Raw genomic sequence first — 20692 nt, forward strand, 5'->3', positions numbered from 1 at the left:
TTCTTTATGTATTTATTCTTTATGTATTTATGTAGTTATATAGATAAGTAGTTATATAGTTATATGATTATACTGTATATAATTAAGTGATTACTTTTACTATTGTTAGGCCTATTAGGTGTAAGACATAGATAGGATTATTGTATTTAGTGTTGTTAGTTGTGTATTGGGTGTAAAGTGTTTATAGAGGGGATATAGCTATCTTGCATCCTATGTACACGGATAGGAGAGTTATGGTTATTACAGGTATTGTTATCGTAGTAGCGACGTTTATCGCTATTATTAAACAGTTTGAAACGCGGCTCGTTTTATTATTATCAGGCTTATTAATGTGCTTTATTGGTGGGCAGCTTGGCGCTGGTACGACGGCCTTTGTGAAAGAACTTACAAATCCAGGCCTTGTGCCTACAATCTGTACGGTGTTAGGTTTTAGCTATGTTATGGAATATACAAAATGTACGGAGCATATGGTGTATTTCATTTCTGCAGGGCTTAAAAAGATGACTAAAATCATCATCCCAGGTGCCGTTATTATTACATTCTTAATCAACATTGCACTACCTACAGCGGCAGGTTGTGCTGCGGCTGTAGGTGCACTCTTAATTCCTGCCCTCATTCGTTCTGGAGTACATCCAGCAATGGCTGGTTCTGCTATTTTTTTAGGCACATGGGGCAGCTCCTTGAGTCCAGGCCTTATGTTTAACCCTCAAGTGGCACAACTGGCGGGGGTAGACGTAATGACAGTTATTGCCAGCTTCTCCATGCAAGCAATTATCGGTATCGTAGTAGCCGCTATTTTGCTTAATATTGTAGCTATCGTTAAGAAGGAGCATACAGGGTATGTAATGAAAAACGATACTGTAGAGGAAGGCAAAGAGTTCAAAGTAAATTATTTCTATGCAATCATTCCAATTATTCCTCTTGTTTTACTTGTATTAGGTAGTAAACAGGTAGCGGTGATTCCAGAAATCTCCGTTCCTGTATCTATGCTCATCGGTACTGCTATTGGTATCATTGCCGTGCGTCCTAATGTGGCAGAAGCTGTTAAGAAGTTCTTCCGTGGTACTGGAGATGGTATGTGTGATGTAGTGGGCCTTATGGCTGCAGCAGCATGCTTTACAGCAGGGATGCAACTCATTGGACTTACAAGTGCCCTTATTGATGGAATGAAGAACTCTCAACAAATCGCCCAAATCGGGGCAGCCTTTGGTCCGTTCTTATTGGCGGTTATTTCTGGTTCTGGTAATGCGGCAGCTCTTGCCTTTAACGGTGCTGTAACACCGCATGCAGCAGACTTTGGTTATGGTATTATGCAACTTGGATCCATGGCTCAAATCGGTGCTGGTATCGGTCGAAGTATGAGTCCTGTAGCAGGAGCAGGTATCATCATTGCGGGACTTGCAGGTATCAACCCTATGGAAATGGCGAAACGCAATGCCGTCCCATGTATTATTGCGACTGTAGTCATCATGCTATTGTTACTCTAGTTCAATAAAACTATATTGTAAAAGAAAACCCGTCATGATTGTTGTGATCATGACGGGTTTTCTTTGTTATAACTTTTAATAGCCAATCAATATATTTGTATCAAAGCACCAATTCATATGATTTAAACTAGCATGGTAATCAAGATGATTGTATATAAGAGACTAATCAATTGATTATATGTAAGCGGCTAATTATATGATTTTTACGCATATATTGAAAGTTGAGATATAAGTAATATTTATGGATACCAAAGAAAAACGCAATTTGTTTTTATTGCATTTTCATAATATATTATATGTATTAAAGGAATATATACTATGCCTTTGTGTCTGCCCAGGTTTTCATAAATGAGTAAAAAGCCTGTACTGGCTTGGACTCAAGGGCGCTGTTACGGGTGTACATCCACGTATCACGAGTCATGATGTGACCATCAAGATCCTTTAAGGTTTCCTTAAATAGTTTAGGGTAATCGTTGCCACAGCTTTTGGTAAGGATGGTAAAACCAAGTCCTTGGTTGACGAGCTTCATACAGGTATCGATGTCGTTCACTTCGATGATGCGCATCGGTGGTTGTGAGTAGTGAGAATACCACCAATCATCTATAGTTTGCTGTAAATTCGGATCTGTTTGATAGTGAATATAGGGCAGACGAGGTAAATCCTCTACGGCACAAGGCGTTTTGTTGAAGAAGCAGAATGGTTCAGACCAGATATGTTCTTTCGACTCTGTCCAAGTGTGGGCACCGCGAATGATGGCAGCATGTAAGCGGCCTTCAAGGAAGTCATGGTATAGCTTATAGCTAAGTCCCGTATACATGATGATATCAATATGTGGATAAGCCTCTTTAAAGGTGGATAAGATATGGGGGATATGATACTTTGCGAATACATTTGAGCATCCTAGGTTTAATGTACCGCGTGGTTCACTACCCATAGCTAATAGCTCTTGGCGCACCGAAGTATAGGAATTGAGCAAATCTTCGGCGTATCGTACAAGGCGTTGACCTTGATAGGTAAACTCTACACCACGAGCTTGTCGGTTGATGATGGGACAGTTAAATTCCTTTTCTAATTTTTTTATCCGTTCACTCAATGCAGGTTGCGTCATAAATAGACGACGTGCCGCATAAGTAATATTATTTTCCTCTGCTAAGGTTTTTAAAATTGTACAATCTTTCGTGTCCATAAACTCTCCTTTATATATGTATTATTGTACTCTATCCCATAGAGTTGGTACAGACGAGGGGACGCTAGGGCTATACAGATTAGATATAACTAAAGACTAGGTACTAGTAAGAGTAATGGAACTTTCACCAATAAACATGGTGAAAATATAGTGTTTGTAAAGGTTTACACATGCCTGAAAGTAATAAAGGAGCAAGTCATGGTTGAGTTAATTTCAAATGGTGTATTTTTATATCACGGTACGGATATCGTTCCTGCGGATTCTAGTGCAGCCCTTGATCAGCAAGAAGTTTTTAATAAAGAGCGCGCCTATAAGGAAACGATGGCGTACCGTATTTTAATGGACCACCAACAACACGAAGGTGATCAAGATTTACGCATCAAATTCGATGCCTTAACATCTCACGATATTACCTATGTTGGTATTATTCAAACGGCGATTGCCAGTGGTCTTGATAAATTTCCAATTCCTTACATTTTGACAAACTGTCATAATAGCTTGGCAGCAGTAGGGGGCACGATTAACGAAGACGACCATGTGTTTGGCTTATCCGCGGTTCAACGCTTCGGCGGCGTGTATGTACCTCCTCATCTTGCAGTTATTCACCAATATATGCGTGAAACAATGGCAGGCTGTGGCAAAATGATTCTCGGTTCCGACAGTCATACTCGTTACGGTGCTCTTGGTACTATGGCGATTGGTGAGGGCGGTCCAGAGCTTGTAAAACAATTGCTTGGCCGCACGTATGATGTACAACGTCCAGAAGTTATCGCTATTTACCTCGATGGAAAACCTAAACACGGCGTAGGTCCACAAGACGTGGCACTCGCTATTGAAAAAGCTGTATTCGCAAACGGCTTTGTGAAAAATAAAGTAATGGAATTCGTAGGCCCTGGTATTAAACACCTATCCATGGACTTCCGTAACGGCATCGATGTAATGACTACAGAGACTACATGCCTTACAACTATTTGGAGAACAGATAGCAATACGAAAGAATTCTTGACACTTCATGGTCGCGGTGATGCGTACAAAGAGCTTAACCCTGGTGATGTAGCTTATTATGATGGCCTAGTAAAAGTTAATCTTGGGGAAGTGGAAAGTATGATTGCTATGCCATTCCATCCAAGCAATGTATATACAATTAAAGAAATCAACGAAGGTGGTCGCGATTTATTAGCAGAAATCGAACGTCAAGCGGTAGAGCAATTAGATAATAAATCCTTGTCTTTACAATTGCCTGAAAAACATTTTGACGGCAAATTGCATTTAGATCAAGGTATCATCGTAGGGTGCTCTGGTGGTTTATATGAAAACATTATGCAAGCGGCTAACATCGTACGCGGTAAGAGCGTAGGTTCCGGTCGTTTCGCATTTAGCGTTTATCCTTCTAGCCAACCAATTTACTTAGAACTTATGAAAAATGGTGCTCTCGTAGACCTTATGAGCGCTGGTGCCATCGTGCGTACAGCCTTCTGTGGTCCTTGCTTCGGCGCAGGCGATACACCTAATAATACGGGCCTTAGCGGTCGTCATGCGACACGTAACTTCCCGAATCGTGAAGGGTCTAAACCAGGGAATGGTCAGATTTCTTCCGTTGCACTTCTTGACTCCCGTTCCGTAGCAGCTACGGCTATTAACGGTGGTGCATTGACGGCGGCTACTGATATCGAATATGATGATGTGGTGCCAGCTTACCACTATGATGATAAACCTTATGAAAGCAAGGTATATAGTGGCTTTAACGAACCTAATAAAGATACTGAACTCGTGTATGGCCCATCCATTAAGCCATGGCCTTCTATCGAAGAATTGACACCAAATGTATTGCTCAAAGTAGCGGCTTATATCGACGATCCTGTAACAACTACAGATGAGTTGATTCCTTCTGGCGAAACATCTTCATACCGCTCTGACCCATATGCATTGTCTGAATTTGCCTTGAGCCGTAAAGTTCCTGAATATGTAGGCCGTGCTAAAACTGTTCGCGATTGGGAAAAATCTCGTCAAGAAGGTGAAAGCGCAGCAGATTTAGTAACTGCCTATGAAGAGGTAAAACAAGCGCTTGGTCTTACAGAATCCGTAGAAGATATGGCTAAGTCTACAGCCGTTTCTAGCATGGTATATGCAAATCGCCCTGGCGATGGCTCCGCTCGTGAGCAAGCCGCATCTTGCCAACGCGTATTGGGTGGCGGTGCTAACATTGCTATTGAATATGCTACAAAACGGTATCGCAGTAATGTCATTAACTGGGGTATGTTGCCGTTCATAACTAGCGAAGAAGACTCTAAAACGATGGCAGTAGGCGACTATGTATATGTGCCAAATGTACGTGAACAACTATTCTCTGACTCTGATGATTATAAAGCTTATGTTATCAGCGGAGGCGAGAAGAAAGCAGAAATCACATTGCATTTAGGTCACCTCAGCGATGAAGAAAAAGATATTATCGCAGCAGGTTGTCTCATCAACTACTACGCAAATAGCAAAGCGTAAGTGGTGAACATAAAGGAGTATATTATGAACGGGTATAAAGAAATTCCTGTTACCTATATGCGCGGCGGTACTAGTAAAGGGGCGTATCTGTTACAAGATACGCTTCCAACTGACCAAGCTGCTCGGGATCGTATGATTTTAGATTTATATGGCTCTCCCGATGCGCGTCAAATTAATGGTATCGGTGGTGCCGATCCATTGACGAGCAAGGTAGCTATCGTAAATCCTTCTGACCGCGATGATGCGGATATCGACTACACCTTTGGTTATGTCGGTATCGCTGATGCGGTAGTAGATTATGAAGGTAATTGTGGCAATATTTCTGCTGGTGCAGGGGTATTTGCTATTATGGAAGGCTTTGTGAAAGCTGTAGAACCAGAAACAGTGGTTCGTATCTTTAACACAAATACAAATAAGGTTATCGAAGCGCACGTGCCAGTCCGAGATGGCAAACCTGTTATTGACGGTGATTTTGCTATTGATGGCGTGCCTGGTACCGGTGCTCGTATTACATTATATTTCTTGGAGCCTGGCGGTTCTAAGACAGGTAAGCTACTACCAACAGGCAATGTACAAGACACAATTACATTGGCTGATGGACGCACAATCCAAGTCAGTCTCGTAGATGCAGCTAATCCAGCTGTATTTGTAAAGGCTACAGACCTTGGTTATGAAGGCACGGAATTACCGGCTTTCACAGAAACGGATGGCGGTGTATTACTCAATACACTTGAAGATATTCGCACTACTGCAGCTGTAATGATGGGACTTGCTCCATCTAAAGAGGCTGCTAGTCCTGCAGTTCCAAAGGTATGCATGGTGTCCGCACCACAAACCTACGTGGCAAGCGATGATCGAACTATCAAGGGGAATAGTATAGACATCGTGGCGCGTACAAAGGCACTCGCTGTAATGCATAAAGCGTATGCTGTTACAGGTGGTATTTGTACAGCTACAGCAGCGCTGATTACGGGGACTGTGGCGAACGAAGTAGTGAGCGAACGTGCTAAAGAAACGAATCAAGTTACTTTAGCGCATCCATCAGGGAAATTTGATTTCGAAATATGCTTGACTAATGATACTGGTTGGCATGTGGAGAAGGCGGGCGTCGCTAGAACGGCGCGACCGATCATGAAAGGCATAGCTTATGTTAAAGGAGAGTAAGAATGAATAAGCTACTTAAAATTGCAATTATGTTTGCCATTCCTCTGGCAATGTGGTTCATTACACCGCCAGAAGGTTTGAGCGTTGGAGCTTGGCGACTGCTAGGCTTCTATTTAATGGCTATCGTTGGTCTTGTTGTTAAACCTTGGCCAGCACCAATTATCTTGTTATTATCTATTGCAGGTTCTGCAATTTTCTTGAATGCTACGAAAAACGTATTGTCTGGTTATGCATCTACCACAGTATGGTTAGTATTCTCTGCGTTCTCCCTCAGTGTGGCGTTCGTAAAAACAGGCCTTGGCCGTCGTATTGCGTACCTATTGATTAAATCCTTAGGTCACACTACATTGCGTCTTGGCTATGTAACTGCTTTATTAGACCTTATTATTTCTCCAGTAACACCTTCCAACACAGCACGTTGTGGCGGTATCGTGTTCCCAATCATGAACTCTGTAGCAAAAGCGTTAGGTTCTGAGCCTGGTGAAAGCGCTAAAAAAGCTGGTTCTTACCTCATGGTTAACACATACATGGTGACTAAGGTAACAAGCTTGATGTTCGCTACAGCAATGGCACCAAACTTATTGGCTGCTGACTACATGAACAAAATCCTCGGCGTAGATATCAACTGGGGCCTTTGGGCATTAGCACTCGTAGTACCAGGTCTTGTGATGCTTCTCATTACACCTGCTTTGGTATACTACTTAGACAAACCATCTATTCAACACATCGACTCTCATGCGATTGCTGATGAAGGTTTGAAAGAACTTGGACCTATGTCTGGTCGCGAGAAATCTCTTATTGCTATCTTTATCCTTGCCTTAGTTGGTTGGGCGTTGCCTTCCATCTTGACGCAAGGCTTTGGCATTAAATTCTCCCTTGATGCAACAGCAGTAGCTATCGTAGCCATGGTAGCAGCTCTTGTAACAGGCGTAATCAAATGGGAAGATATGCTTGAATCCAAAGGTGCTTGGAACACATTGATCTGGTTCGGTGGTATCATCGGTATGTCCAGTGCGTTGTCCAAGGTTAAATTCTTTGAATGGCTAGCTGACTTTATGGGCACACACTTCAACTTCGGCGACAACCCAATGCTGGCTCTTATTATCATCGGCGCTATCAGTATCGCTGTTCGTTACTTGTTCGCCTCTGGTAGTGCGTACGTTGTAGCCATGCTTCCAGTATTCCTTACTGTAGGTAAAGTAGCGGGTGTAAACCCAATGGCGTTGTCCTTGTTACTAGCTGCTACAAACTCCTACGGTGGTGCGTTGACTCACTACGGCGGTGCAGCGGCTCCAATCGTATTCGGTGCAGGTTACAACACAGTTAAGAGCTGGTGGATTATCGGCGGTATCTTCGCTATCATGTGCTTCATCGTAAACCTTACAGTGGGCTACGCATGGTGGGAAATCCTCGGTATCCTATAATACCTAACTAGAGACAATAGTTATTCTATACATATAGAATGATCATCCCCTAGCTAGTGAAATTTTCTAAACTTTTACAAAAAATATAATAAAAGAGCTGTTTCGGAATCAGTACACATCTGAGTTCTGAGAACAGCTCTTTTTATTTGTTTATATAGTTTCTTTAATGCATTTGCACTATTTTCGTTGTATTACGGCGTTACTTTAGTTTTAACGCAACCCATAGGGCAGCGCCGATAAAGGTAAGGCTACATGCCCAGAAAAGGGTTGTGAAGCCAAATTGAGCGGCTACGATGGAACCACCAAAGGAGCCTAGAAAGTAACCCATAGACAAACAAGACTGATTGTACGAGAATACTTGTCCCGTATATTCCTTAGGTGTTTTTGATGCTAAATAGGTATTGAGCGCAGGTAACATACCACCTAGCCCAAAACCTTGCAAGAAACGGATAAACCCAAGTACATACACAGAGTCCACATAGGCTTGCGGTATATTGAGTAGACCTACATAGATCATCGAGTAGATGAGCACCTTTCTAGGGCCTATACGGTCTACTAATTTCCCGAGTGGAGAGCTACTAAAGAATTGGGCGATACCCATGGCAGAGAACACAGCACCAGATATGAAGGCTATATTTTCCGTATTGCTTGGTAGCATTCCTTTAATGTAAACCGTCATAATGGGGGAGATGGCGGTAACCGAAATGGCATACAGGAAGGAGGTTGCAGATAAAGCGACTAAACTAGAAAACTCAGGTAAGTGAGTTTTTAGATTTCTAAAGGTTTGCTTCTCAACAAGTGGCTTTGGAACATAGTTTTCATGTACCAGCATTGCCGTCAAGCCAAAGGAGATAAGCATAAGGGCCCCGATGATAAAGAAGTCATTTCGAATACCTACTACATCACTGAGATACCCTCCTACAAGCGGACCGGCTAGTGAGCCTGCAAGGCTAAAGGATCCTATAATCCCTAGAGCCCAACCTGTATGGTTTTGCGGTGTTTCTGACGCGATAAGTGTTACCGATGCGGGGTAAAAACCGCTTACTAACCCTTGCAATGTACGAACGAGGAACACACCTTCTGGTGTAGTCTGAAAGCCCAATAATATACTACATATAGCCATACCAAGACTAGAGCGTATGAGGGTAATCTTACGTCCCTTACGGTCTGCTAATCGGCCCCAGAAGGGAGCTGCTAAGCAGACAATGAGGAAGGTGATGCCCATGGAGGCACCGGACCATTGTGCTATCGATCCTGTATCGCTTAAGCCCATTTCATGGAAGTATAGAGGGAGAATAGGGCTTACCTGACTAATCCCGAGGGACATGAAGAATATGCAGCATGCGCAAATGTACACCGTTCGTTTCCATGTTTCCAAAGTATCCCGCCTTTCTTAGTTTTAGTATGTTCTTAATAAAATAATATCCTTATTTCTTTTTAATTTCATCCCAATCGCTTAAGTCAGGAAGCTTATTGCTAGTTAGAGATTCCTGAATCCAGTAGTTGATGGAGGTTAAGTTGCAAGACTCTCGTTCAAAGCCATATTCGTTGTCCTCATCTACAGTGGCATAGAGTCGAATGCGTAAGTTTTTACCTTTTGCGCGCTCGATGTAATAGCTAATACATTGATCATCAAGGCTAGAAGGGCGAACCTCAATAATATTATACTTGCCATTCGCTACGCCTTCTAAGGCATCCTTAATCATTTGGTTTGGATATTCATATTGATTGAGGTAGAAGATATCGTTGTCACAAGTTAATACATATTCTCGTGGAGGCGTAGTGTTTTTGTACTCTTTCTCCCAGCTTTCATCAATAACAGGTAATGTAGCATTATCATAGAAGTTTTTAATTAATGCGAGACCTTCAGGAATGGACATCTCCTTGAAGTATCTCATTTCATATACCCTAGAATCCACGTTTTCATCCTGTCTGCTAGTATCCTCAATGTAGCCGTATAGATAGATGGTACAAGAGTTTTTGTCTTCATTGTGGAACATAACGATACTGTACACATCGTAAATTACGTTTTCTATGGATTGGCGATTATCATAGATGATAAAGCTAAGATATTTTTGTGTATCCCACTCACGCTCGATGAAATCCCAGTCATATCTATTCGTGCGCCAACCTGTAGTAGAGTCCTCAAAGATTTCTAATACATCAACAGAGTTTTGAGGCCATGCAGGGGGCATAGGATTACATGTTGTAGAAGATTGTTGTATGCCTTCTTTGTACTGATAGTGTCCATTAACGAGTTCAAAGGCTTCTAATCGTTCAGATGCTTCGTCAGGAATTACCAACGGCTCACCAGTACCGAACCAATTATCGTTTCTTGTGTTGAGACGATTGATGCTTTCACAAGCATGCTCGTAGAACGTAACGGCTTGATCTAAATCAGGTTCTTTTGTAAAGGCACCAATTTCGTAGCAATAGCCGGCGGCCAGTTGCCATAGATGGTCCGCATAGTCATAACTACCGTATCTATCGTAACATTTGCTAGCCTTATTAACGCACTCTATGGCGGTTCTTATGGCATGGGTATTACCTTTTTTGAAAGTAAATACATAGGCGAGATACGGCCAAATAGTATCAAGAGTGTAAATCGCTGGTTGTTGTAATAAGTGAGCGATGCGAGACCAGTCTTGAGACTGACCATCGATATTTAATGTGCGAAGAATAATGGCTTGCATTGTAACATAAGCGTGGTCATTAAAGTCTAAATAATCTGGGCTTATAGCAGCACGCTCGTAGTATTTGAGGGCCTTTTGAATATTCTGAGGAATTCTTTTGTTAGACTCGCATGGTTTTGCATAGTACTCGGCAGCTTCACGCAAGCACATGCCATTATTCATGGTTACGCCACGCTCAAAATATTCGAGCGCTCGTTCATGCTCCCCGCGAGATTTACAAATATCGCCTGCTAAATACATCATGAGTGGCAAACCTGCTTTGGCACCTTCAAAAATGACTTGTTCTTCCATTGCCCTATTATCTTGCTCTACATAGGTAATGCGCAAGTTTCGGTATGCAATAACAAGGCCTGCATCGGCAGATTTACGCAACCATTGTTGAGCAATAGCATTTATTTTATTGGTCGATCTACGTTGATCTGCTTGTACAAATAAGCTTTTTAAGAAACGGACAAAGGTAGATGGTTCACCTTCGTTAGCCACCTTTCGAGCCGATGGTAAGATGTGGTAATCCCCCCATTGGTATACATTGGCAATGGCGTAGGCACAGTAGGAACAACCCTTTTGGGCGCCCTCATAGACGCGCTGGAATGCTTGGTCCTTCGTCATAGGCAACTCTTTTTCAATAGTTGGTGTAAGGGCACCAGAGGTACGCATAGCTTGTAAAATAGCGATGGCACTGCCTTTGCGAATAGCCGTATGTAAATAACTATACGCCTTTGTGTCATCCTCAGGGAAGCCTGCTTCAATCCACGTGAACTGAGGTCCAGAATAGACGCGCGCCAAAATAGCGTACACATCGCCGATACCTGGAATCTTTTGACCTTCCTCGTCCAATTTCACAAGGGCATCAAGCTCAGCCTTGCCCGCCCAAGCAATATCTTTATTACACTGGTGGAATATTTTATTGAAAGACTGCTGTATTTGATCAGTGAAATAAAAACTCATACTCTCTCCTCCGCATAATAATCAGTAGAAGCTGATAACATATGTAGTTTCAGTATACTATTAGTGTTTAGAGGAACACAATATAAATATTCTGAATTTGGAGGGACTAGAGAAATCAGTAATTGGATTATATATGGGTATTAGGTGATGAACAAATGTAAGGATAAGGTGAAAGTTGAGATTTTTCTTGACTTTCATTCTATAGAAACATTATAATCAGATTATAATTTTATACTCGCCTAAAAGAAACCGATGAGGTGGAGATAAAAATAGGAAATGCACTCACAGAGAGCGGGATTAGCTGAGAACCCGTAGTACGCAGCTTATTAAATGGACCACCGAGGGCGCATGGAACAGAATGAATTTCATTCCTAGTATGGTGCGACGTCACACGAGCGTTAGTCGTGAGGGATATGTTAGTATCCTGCGAAAGAGGAGTGCGCTGCATTCAAACAAGGTGGTACCGCGATTTATAGCATAATACAAGTATTTTCTAATACTCTTGTAAAAATAGAACTATAGACTCGTCCTTGACGTTATATTGTCATGGGCGAGTTTTTTTATTGGCAAATGCCAGATGGAGGTTCTCATGATTTTTCCTAGTTTAGACCGTGTGAAAGCTATCGCACCGGGCTACGATATCGTGCCTGTATATATGGAAATTTTATCCGACGTACGCACACCGATTAGCGTGTTGAAAGCGTTAAAACAAGTGAGCAGTCATACGTACTTGCTTGAAAGTGCGGATAATAGTAATCATTGGGGCCGTTACTCCTTCTTGGGCTATGATCCTAAGATTGAGCTCTTCTGCAAAAATCATCAAATGACTATCAAAGACGGTACAACGCGTACCTTTGAGTGCTCTGACCCAGCTGCAGAGATTCGCAATATTTTGAGCCAATATAAAAGCCCTCGTTTAGAAGAGCTACCAACCTTCACAGGTGGCTTTGTAGGGTACTTCGCTTGCGAATACATTCGCTACATCGAGCCAACCCTTGATTTCCCAACACCAGATGATGACTCTGCTATGGTCAACGATGTAGACCTTATGCTCTTTGATAAGGTTATCGCATTCGACCATTACAAAAATAAAATCTACTTGATTGCTAACATCAGCACAAACGATTTGGAACGCAACTACAACAAGGCTGAGCTTGAACTTAAAGCACTAGCTGACCTCGTAGTAAATGGTAAAGAGGCGGACATTCCAAAAGGAATCCTTAAAACAGAGTTTATCTCTGAGTTTACAAAGGATGAGTTTGAAGCAGTTGTTAAAAAGACACAGCACTACATCAAGGAAGGGGATATCTTCCAATGTGTTGTATCTAACCGCCGTGAAGCTGAGTTCGATGGTAGCTTGTTAAATGCGTACCGCGTATTACGTACGTTGAATCCATCGCCATACATGTTCTACCTATCTGGTGGCGATGTAGAGCTTACAGGTGCTTCTCCAGAAACATTGGTAAAATTGACAGACGGCAAAATGTATACCTTCCCAATTGCAGGTACTATGCGCCGCGGTAAAACCGAAGCAGAGGACCTCGCTATTGAAGAAAAACTCATTAATGACGAAAAAGAGTTGGCTGAACATAACATGCTCGTTGACCTTGGTCGTAACGATTTAGGTAAAATTGCTAAATTTGGTTCCGTACAAGTAGAGGCGTTACATATGTTGCAACGTTTCTCCCACGTAATTCACATTACATCTACTGTAAGCGGTGACATTCAAGATGGTAAAGATGCCCTCGATGCTATCGGTGCTACATTGCCAGCTGGTACATTGTCCGGGGCTCCTAAAATTCGTGCTATCGAAATCTTACACGAACTAGAAAAAAGCCCACGCGGTGTATACGGCGGTGCTGTAGGCTATATTGATTTCTCCGGTAACATGGACGTATGTATCGGCATCCGTATGGCTATGAATAAAGGCGGTAAGGTCTATGTTCGCGCCGGAGCTGGTATCGTTCGAGATAGTGTTCCTGCTAGTGAATACAACGAAACCTTAATCAAAGGCCAATCCATGATTTCCGCAATTACAGATGCACAGGAGGTAGAATAATGGTACTCCTTATAGATAATTACGATAGCTTCTCCTTCAATTTATACCAATTAGTAGGCTCTATCGATCCAGATATTAAAGTCATCCGTAGCGATGAATTAACAGTTGAAGAAATCCGCGCTTTGAAACCAGATTACGTGATACTTTCACCAGGACCTGGCAGACCAGCTGATGCGGGCGTATACGAAGACCTATTGCGCGAATGCAAAGGCGAATTCCCAATCCTCGGCGTATGCCTTGGTCACCAAGCCATCGGCGAAGTATTCGGCGGCACCGTTTCCTATGCAAAACAAGTTATGCACGGCAAACAAAGCGTAGCCAAACAAGTACACCCATCTAAAATCCTAAAAGGGGTACCTGAAGAATTCGAAGTAGCACGCTACCACTCCTTGGCAATCATTGACGAAACCATGCCAAGCGAACTTATCGTTACATCCATTACAGGCGACGGCGAAGTAATGAGCGTAGAACACAAAGACTATCCAATCTACGGCGTGCAATTCCATCCGGAATCTATCATGACACCGAACGGGGAACAAATGATTCGCAATTTCTTAGAAAAATAACCACTGTTTAATTTAGGTATTCGAGGGGCCATTCTTAGGCTCTAGAACGATAGGGCAGAAATAAGGTCTCTCGGAACTCCAAGTGGCCACCGCCCCACTACGTGGGGCCGCCAAGTCGTTCCTTAAGACCTTATTTCCTGCCAACTCAACCTTGGTTTTACCTACTTAATAGCCCCTCTACAATACATATTGTGAACTGTAGTTATATTTTTCTAAAGAAATATGCGAATCAGAACCCCTAATATAGAAAAAGGTGGTGTAAAGCACCACCATTCCCACTACCTTATAAAGAAATGACCGGCGCGTTACTTCATATAATGCGCAGGATCATTTGGTAATAGTTTGTTTGAGGGATATCTATTAAATTGGTATGATTTTTTAGATGGAGAGGTGCGATTGGGTTATGTGCGAAGCCGACTTGGCGCCCCGCATAGCGGGGGGTGGTCACTTGGAGGCTGAGTGCATAACCCAATCGGTACTAACCAGTTTGTTGATATGGTATCAATTTAATAGATATCCTCAAAAGGAGATATAAAATGATTAAAGACGCATTATATGCAGTAACGCACGGTCAGGACTTATCCTACGACCTTGCTAAAGATACAATGAACAAGATTATGAGCGGTGACGTAGCTGAGGTTCCTATGGCTGGTTTCTTGTGCGCCTTGGCTGCAAAAGGCCCTACTGTAGATGAGGTTACAGCCTTTGCTGAGGTTATGCGCGAGAAGGCAGGTTCTGTGCCTCATGAAGGTACTGTTGTGGAAATTGTAGGTACTGGCGGGGACGAAGCGAATACGTTCAATATTTCTACTACTTCTGGTTTTATCATTTCCGCTGCAGGTATTCCTGTAGCAAAACATGGTAACCGCAGTGTATCTAGTAAATGTGGCGCCGCTGATTTGATTGAAGCGTTAGGCGCTAAGTTAGAGCTTAATGGTGAACAAAATGAGGCAGTCCTCAACAAAGCAAATATGTGCTTCATGTTTGCTCCTGTATATCACCAAGCTATGAAGTATGCAGGCCCTGTACGTAAGGCATTAGGCGTTCGTACTGTATTCAACATCCTTGGGCCGTTGGCGAACCCAGCAGGCGCTACTGTGGAGTTGATGGGCGTGTACGATAAATCTTTAGTAGAACCATTGGCTCGCGTATTAGCTAATCTTGGCGTTAAACGCGGTGCTGTGGTACACGGCTTTGATGGCCTTGATGAAATTACGGCTACCAACAAAACGTACGTATGCGAAATTAATAATGGTGCTTTCACAAGCTACGAATTCGATCCTAAGGAATACGGGTTTGACTATGCAGACAAAACAGAGCTTGAAGGTGGCGACGCTACGGTAAATGCTGAGATTACTCGCCGCGTTCTCGGTGGTGAGCAAGGTGGTAAACGCACAGCTGTTCTTCTAAACGCTGGTATGGCGATTTACCTTGCGAAAGAGGGCCTTACATTAGCAGAGGGCATTGAAGAGGCGAAAAACATGATCGATTCTGGCAAGGCTCTTGCCACAATGGAACAATTTGTGAAAGCAACACAAGAGGTATAATCATTGATTTTAGATAAGATTATAGAGGCTACCAAAATTCGGGTAGCCCAAGAAAAACAGGTGGAATCGCCTGAGGCTGTAAAAGCAGCGGCGTTGGCGTTACCATCTGATACAGGATTTCCTTTTGAAGCAGCCCTTCGTCAGCAAGACTTTAACTTCATTTGTGAAGTAAAGAAGGCATCACCGTCTAAGGGAATCATTGCAGAGCACTTTCCCTATTTACACATCGCCAAAGAATATGAAATGGCTGGTGCTGCGGCTATCTCTGTATTAACGGAGCCAGACTTCTTTAAAGGTGATAAAAAATATTTGCAAGAAATTGCAAGCACTGTCAAAATCCCTGTACTTCGTAAGGACTTCATCATCGATGAATACCAAATCTACCAAGCGAAGGTGTGGGGTGCTAGTGCAATCCTCTTGATCTGTGCATGCCTCGATGTGCCAACATTGACCAAGTTCCGTGAGTTAGCTGATTCTCTTGGCTTGTCCTCTTTGGTAGAGGCTCACGACGAAAAAGAAGTACAAATGGCTATCGATTGTGGGGCACGCATTATTGGTGTTAATAACCGTAATTTGAAAGACTTTACTGTAGATGTACAAAATAGTGTGCGCTTGCGTAATCTCGTTCAAGACGATGTGATTTTTGTATCTGAAAGCGGTCTAGAAACGCCAGAGGATATTCAAGTGTTGCGGGATAACAATATCGGTGTAGCCTTGATGGGCGAAACGTTTATGCGTTCTCCTAACAAGGTTGAAAAGTTGGCATATCTCTATGGTCCCACATACTACACTCCAAAGGTTAAGATGTGCGGTATTTCTAAGGTAGATACAATCCCTGCCGTAGTAGAGGCAAAACCAAATTACATGGGCCTTGTATTTGCACCGAGCAAACGGCAAGTGACGGTAGACCAAGCTAAAACATTAGTGGAAGAACTTCATAAACAATACGCAAAAACATATAGTGCAGTTGAAGCTCCAATGAATGCTGGAACAGCACAAGATAGTAAGGAATTTGTCCAAGAAAATCCTAATTTTGAGAGCATTAAAACGGTAGGCGTTTTTGTAAATGAAACAGTAGATAACCTTGTTGCAATCGCAAATGAGGTTAATCTTGACGCAGTGCAATTGCATGGTGATGAAGATGAAGCTTTCATCCAAGCTCTCAAAGAGAAAATAGATGTAGAGGTTTGGAAGGCAGTTCAAATTCGCAGTGCTGCTGATGCAGAAAAATGGATTGATAGCAGTGCCGATATGCTGTTGTTTGATGCGTATCATAAGGATGAACGAGGTGGTACGGGCGAAGTGTTCGACTGGTCTTGTTTAGATGAGTTTGAACGTCCATTTATGCTTGCAGGTGGTATCGACAGTACTAACGTGGCGCGTGCTATTCGCACAGTTCGCCCTTACGGTATAGATATTAGTAGCGGTATTGAAACAGATGGCGTGAAGGACGATGAGAAAATTAAAGCTTTCACCAACATTGTGAGAACAATAGCTCACTAAATCACAAAAAATACATAAATCTAAGATATAATAATATTTTAGACACATCCGATGGAATTCATCGATTGTTGAGATAGATGCCAATAGTAACGCTGTACAGGCGTGTTAGTAGGAATGGCATATGGAAAGGTAAGTTATATGAGTGAACAAAGACATGGTTATTTTGGCTCCTTCGGTGGCCAATTTATGCCAGAAACATTGATGAATGCAGTCATCGAATTGGAAGAGGCATACAACAAGTACAAAGATGATCCTGATTTCGTATGCGAACTTGAGGATTTACATAAAAAATATACAGGTCGTCCATCCCTTTTATATTATGCAGAACGCATGACAAAGGACCTTGGGGGCGCTAAGATCTACTTAAAACGTGAAGATTTGAACCATACTGGTTCTCACAAATTGAATAACGTAATCGGTCAAATGTTATTGGCAAAACGGATGGGTAAAACTCGCGTTATTGCTGAAACAGGTGCTGGTCAACACGGCGTGGCAACGGCTACTATCGCTGCGTTGATGGGCATGGAATGTGAAGTATACATGGGCGCTGAGGACTGTGAACGTCAAGCACTTAACGTATATCGCATGGAATTATTGGGCGCTAAGGTACATCCTGTAACAACTGGTACAAGTACATTAAAAGATGCTGTATCTGAAGCGATGCGCGAATGGACAAACCGCATGTCTGATACACACTATGTATTGGGTTCTGTTATGGGGGCACATCCATTCCCGATGATCGTTCGTGATTTCCAATCTATCATCAGCCGCGAAGCGCGTGAGCAAATCCTTGAAGCAGAAGGCAAATTGCCAACAGCTGTTATGGCTTGCGTAGGCGGTGGCTCCAATGCGATGGGCATGTTCTATCACTTCATTCCTGATGAAGGGGTTCGCCTCATCGGTTGTGAAGCAGCTGGTCGTGGTGTTGATACAGAGGAACATGCAGCAACAATCGCAAAAGGCTCTGTTGGTATCTTCCATGGCATGAAATCTTACTTCTGCCAAGATGAAGATGGTCAAATTGCTCCCGTATATTCTATCTCTGCAGGCCTTGACTACCCTGGCATTGGACCTGAACATGCGTACTTGCACGATAGCGGTCGTGCTGAATACGTACCTGTAACGGATGATGAAGCAGTGGATGCATTCGAATACTTATCTCGTTTAGAAGGTATTATTCCAGCTATTGAAAGTGCTCATGCAGTGGCACATGCTCGTAAAATTGCTCCTACCATGAGCAAGGATGATATCATTATTATTTGTTTATCTGGTCGCGGTGACAAAGACGTAGCGGCTATGGCGAAATATAGAGGGGTGGATCTTCATGAGTAAAATTAAAGACGCTTTCACAAAGGGCAAGGCATTCATCCCATTCATCAGCGCTGGTGATCATGGCATCGAGAATACAGAACGTTATATTCGCGTCATGGTGAAAGCCGGTGCCGACATGGTAGAAATTGGTATTCCTTTCTCTGATCCAACAGCGGAAGGTCCAGTTATCCAGGAAGCGAGCACACGCGCATTATCTACAGGTGTAAAAATTCACGATATCTTTGAGATGGTGCGTCGTTTGCGCAGTGGTGATGATGCAGTGACAGTACCACTCGTGTTCATGACCTACTTGAACCCAATCTATGTATTCGGCCGTGAAAAATTCTTTACCCTCTGCGAAGAGGTCGGTATCTCTGGCGTTATCGTGCCGGACATGCCCTTTGAAGAAAAAGGCGAGCTCGCTAGTGTGGCTCATAAGCATGGTGTTGAAGTTGTATCCTTAATTGCGCCAACATCTGAAAACCGCATCGAAATGATCGCCAAAGACGCAGAAGGCTTTGTATACTGTGTATCCTCACTTGGCGTTACAGGTATGCGCAGTGAAATTAAGACGGATATTAAATCCATTGTTGAAATGATTCGCAAATATACGGATATCCCGGTAGCTGTTGGTTTTGGTATTTCTAAGCCAGAACAAGCGGAAGCTATGGCGCGCGTATCCGATGGAGCCATCGTAGGCTCTGCCATCGTTAAAATCGTGGCAGAACACGGTGAACATGCGGATCAAGCGTTGTTTGATTACGTACAATCCATGAAACAAGCTGTTCTAAAGGCTGGCGCATAACATAATAACTCATATAGCCTTGGGAAAAATTATATAGGGGATAACATAAAAGGACGTTATACAATGTATAACGTCCTTTTCATTGGTTGGTTAATGTAGTTTTGTGTTTTTAGGGCTAGTAATATGTATTATGCGCAAGGCTTAGTCATTAGAGGATTCAGAACGTTGATGTCGTTCACTGCGTTTTGCTGTTGCATTTTTATCATGCTTTTCACGTTCAGATATTCTATGCTTTCTGTGTTTTTTCTTTTTATCATTTACTTTGTACCATGGATGATCGCTGCTATCTACTGTGCCATCATCATTTTTTATCATGCGATGGTTTTCACCGATTTTGAAGTGATAATCTTTGGCTTGGGCTACATTGGCACCAATACCAACTGTTAAGAAGGCACCTAAACTGGCCAAGGCTACTGCTTTAATTAATTTAGCTTTCATAATTATCTCCTGCATAATTAATTGTACGAATTTTAGTTGTAAGAAATATATCTGTAGTATAGGTAGATTTCATGAATAAAAAATGAATCAACTAAGTTGATAAATCATAGTATAATAGGAATATCTATATATGTTTATTATTTAATATTATCTAAGATTTATAGTAGGAGCTTTATGAAACAGAGAGTATACGAAATCCTCTATCGTGAGCTAGTGGAAAACTATGCGAACAGTAAGGGACGTACCAATACAGCCGATTTTTGGCTCACCATAAGTGCTATATCCTTTGTATATGGCTTAATTATATGTATTACAGGTCTTGCAACCTACATACCGTACGGATTTCTTTATGCTGTCTCTATTGGTGGCGGTGTATTATTTGTATTGTCCATCCTGTTATGCTTGCCGAAGATTATGCTAATGGCAAGACGGTTACGAGACTCTAATAATGATCCAACGTTGATGATTTTGCTTTTGGTTCCTATTTTAGGCTGGCTTGCATTATTGTATCTATTCTGTAAGCGCACATCGCCTGTATCTAATGGATTAGAGGAAAAACGTTCCGTATCGGGCCTTTTTATTGTGGCTATATTAGTATTAGGCTGCCTAGCTATTAGTGCAGGTAGTACAATGATTAATCATAATTTTATAGTAGAGGAGACTGCTTATGGCAATTTAGAACCTAGTTCGTTAACGAAACAAGCAAATCGTCTTTTACAAAGTGAAACGGCTACAACAGAGGGGCGTACTGTGGTAAGTAATTATTATGAAGCCCTCAATAAAAAGGATTATCATGGTGCATATCGTTATTTGAGCGCTCGTGCTATGGAACGATATGGTACCTTTGAACTATGGGAACAAGCCATGACTAAGGAAGAGGTTCCTAAGGTGAAAGCGATACAGCTTGACTATGTTTCTCAAGACCAAGATGATGATATTGTTGTAAACTATATGGGCTTTACCGTTACTTTTAAAGATAAATCAGAGCCTCTATTAGTTCGTTTGCATAATGAAGGCAAAGGCTGGAGCATTGTTGCTATTGAAGCCATGGAGGAGGATTAGGTT

At 42.4% G+C, this 20692-nt stretch carries 15 protein-coding genes; 11 read left to right on the top strand and 4 right to left on the bottom strand.

All coding sequences use genetic code 11. The features are described 5' to 3' along the window. Positions 1-233 precede the first annotated feature (233 nt). The gene (gene dcuC / locus AAA071_RS06795; RefSeq protein WP_004697950.1) at positions 234-1487 is read left to right on the top strand and encodes a C4-dicarboxylate transporter DcuC; all 1254 of its coding nucleotides are present in this window, start codon (positions 234-236) and stop codon (positions 1485-1487) included. A gap of 316 nt (positions 1488-1803) precedes the next feature. On the opposite strand, the gene AAA071_RS06800 is transcribed toward dcuC, so the two are convergent. Next, positions 1804-2673 (bottom strand): LysR family transcriptional regulator, encoded by an 870-nt coding sequence (locus tag AAA071_RS06800; RefSeq protein WP_316055543.1) that lies wholly within the window; start codon positions 2671-2673, stop codon positions 1804-1806. 198 nt (positions 2674-2871) lie between these two features. On the opposite strand from AAA071_RS06800, the gene AAA071_RS06805 reads away from it, so the two are divergent. Genes AAA071_RS06805 through AAA071_RS06815 form a run of 3 tightly spaced genes read left to right on the top strand, consistent with a single transcriptional unit; the run spans position 2872 to position 7757 of the window. After that, on the top strand, positions 2872-5169 hold the full coding sequence (locus tag AAA071_RS06805) for a hydratase (protein WP_349234093.1): 2298 nt from the start codon (positions 2872-2874) through the stop codon (positions 5167-5169). Positions 5170-5193: 24 nt separating this feature from the next. Next, positions 5194-6333, top strand: a complete 1140-nt coding sequence (locus tag AAA071_RS06810) for a 2-methylaconitate cis-trans isomerase PrpF family protein (protein WP_281741164.1) — start codon at positions 5194-5196, stop codon at positions 6331-6333. Positions 6334-6335: 2 nt separating this feature from the next. Next, a complete protein-coding gene (locus tag AAA071_RS06815) occupies positions 6336-7757 on the top strand; it encodes an anion permease (protein ID WP_008603176.1) in 1422 nt (473 codons plus the stop codon). 199 nt (positions 7758-7956) lie between these two features. Here the strand turns inward: AAA071_RS06815 and AAA071_RS06820 are convergent, their stop codons facing one another. Both AAA071_RS06820 and AAA071_RS06825 read right to left on the bottom strand, forming a co-directional pair. Then, positions 7957-9135 carry an MFS transporter gene (locus AAA071_RS06820; protein WP_349234094.1) on the bottom strand — a complete coding sequence of 393 codons (1179 nt, stop codon included), beginning with the start codon at positions 9133-9135 and terminating at the stop codon, positions 7957-7959. 49 nt (positions 9136-9184) lie between these two features. Next, positions 9185-11398, bottom strand: a complete 2214-nt coding sequence (locus AAA071_RS06825) for an SEL1-like repeat protein (protein ID WP_174892156.1) — start codon at positions 11396-11398, stop codon at positions 9185-9187. 589 nt (positions 11399-11987) lie between these two features. Between AAA071_RS06825 and AAA071_RS06830 the strand changes: the two genes are divergently transcribed. From AAA071_RS06830 to trpA, 6 genes are all read left to right on the top strand, one after another. After that, complete coding sequence (locus AAA071_RS06830) at positions 11988-13457, top strand: anthranilate synthase component I family protein (RefSeq protein ID WP_038122944.1); 1470 nt, start codon at positions 11988-11990, stop codon at positions 13455-13457. Further along, positions 13457-14023, top strand: coding sequence for an anthranilate synthase component II (locus tag AAA071_RS06835; protein WP_060925043.1), 567 nt, complete (start codon positions 13457-13459; stop codon positions 14021-14023). Before AAA071_RS06830 ends, AAA071_RS06835 begins: the two co-directional genes overlap by 1 nt. 536 nt (positions 14024-14559) lie before the next feature. Then, complete coding sequence (gene trpD, locus AAA071_RS06840) at positions 14560-15570, top strand: anthranilate phosphoribosyltransferase (protein ID WP_302858125.1); 1011 nt, start codon at positions 14560-14562, stop codon at positions 15568-15570. Positions 15571-15573: 3 nt separating this feature from the next. Continuing rightward, entirely contained in the window at positions 15574-17073 is a 1500-nt protein-coding gene (gene trpCF / locus AAA071_RS06845) for a bifunctional indole-3-glycerol-phosphate synthase TrpC/phosphoribosylanthranilate isomerase TrpF (RefSeq protein ID WP_349234095.1), read from the top strand. A 138-nt stretch (positions 17074-17211) separates the two neighbouring features. Next, on the top strand, positions 17212-18405 hold the full coding sequence (gene trpB / locus AAA071_RS06850) for a tryptophan synthase subunit beta (protein ID WP_303884255.1): 1194 nt from the start codon (positions 17212-17214) through the stop codon (positions 18403-18405). After that, positions 18398-19189, top strand: a complete 792-nt coding sequence (gene trpA / locus AAA071_RS06855; protein ID WP_316581406.1) for a tryptophan synthase subunit alpha — start codon at positions 18398-18400, stop codon at positions 19187-19189. Before trpB ends, trpA begins: the two co-directional genes overlap by 8 nt. Positions 19190-19330: 141 nt before the next feature. Here trpA and AAA071_RS06860 read toward each other — a convergent pair whose 3' ends face one another. Beyond that, a complete protein-coding gene (locus AAA071_RS06860; RefSeq protein ID WP_316581407.1) occupies positions 19331-19627 on the bottom strand; it encodes a hypothetical protein in 297 nt (98 codons plus the stop codon). A 174-nt stretch (positions 19628-19801) separates the two neighbouring features. Here AAA071_RS06860 and AAA071_RS06865 point away from each other — a divergent pair, with 174 nt between their 5' ends. After that, positions 19802-20689 (top strand): DUF805 domain-containing protein, encoded by an 888-nt coding sequence (locus tag AAA071_RS06865; protein WP_316097829.1) that lies wholly within the window; start codon positions 19802-19804, stop codon positions 20687-20689. Positions 20690-20692 lie beyond the last annotated feature (3 nt).

Source organism: Veillonella parvula (assembly GCF_040097785.1).
Lineage (GTDB): Bacteria > Bacillota > Negativicutes > Veillonellales > Veillonellaceae > Veillonella > Veillonella parvula_D.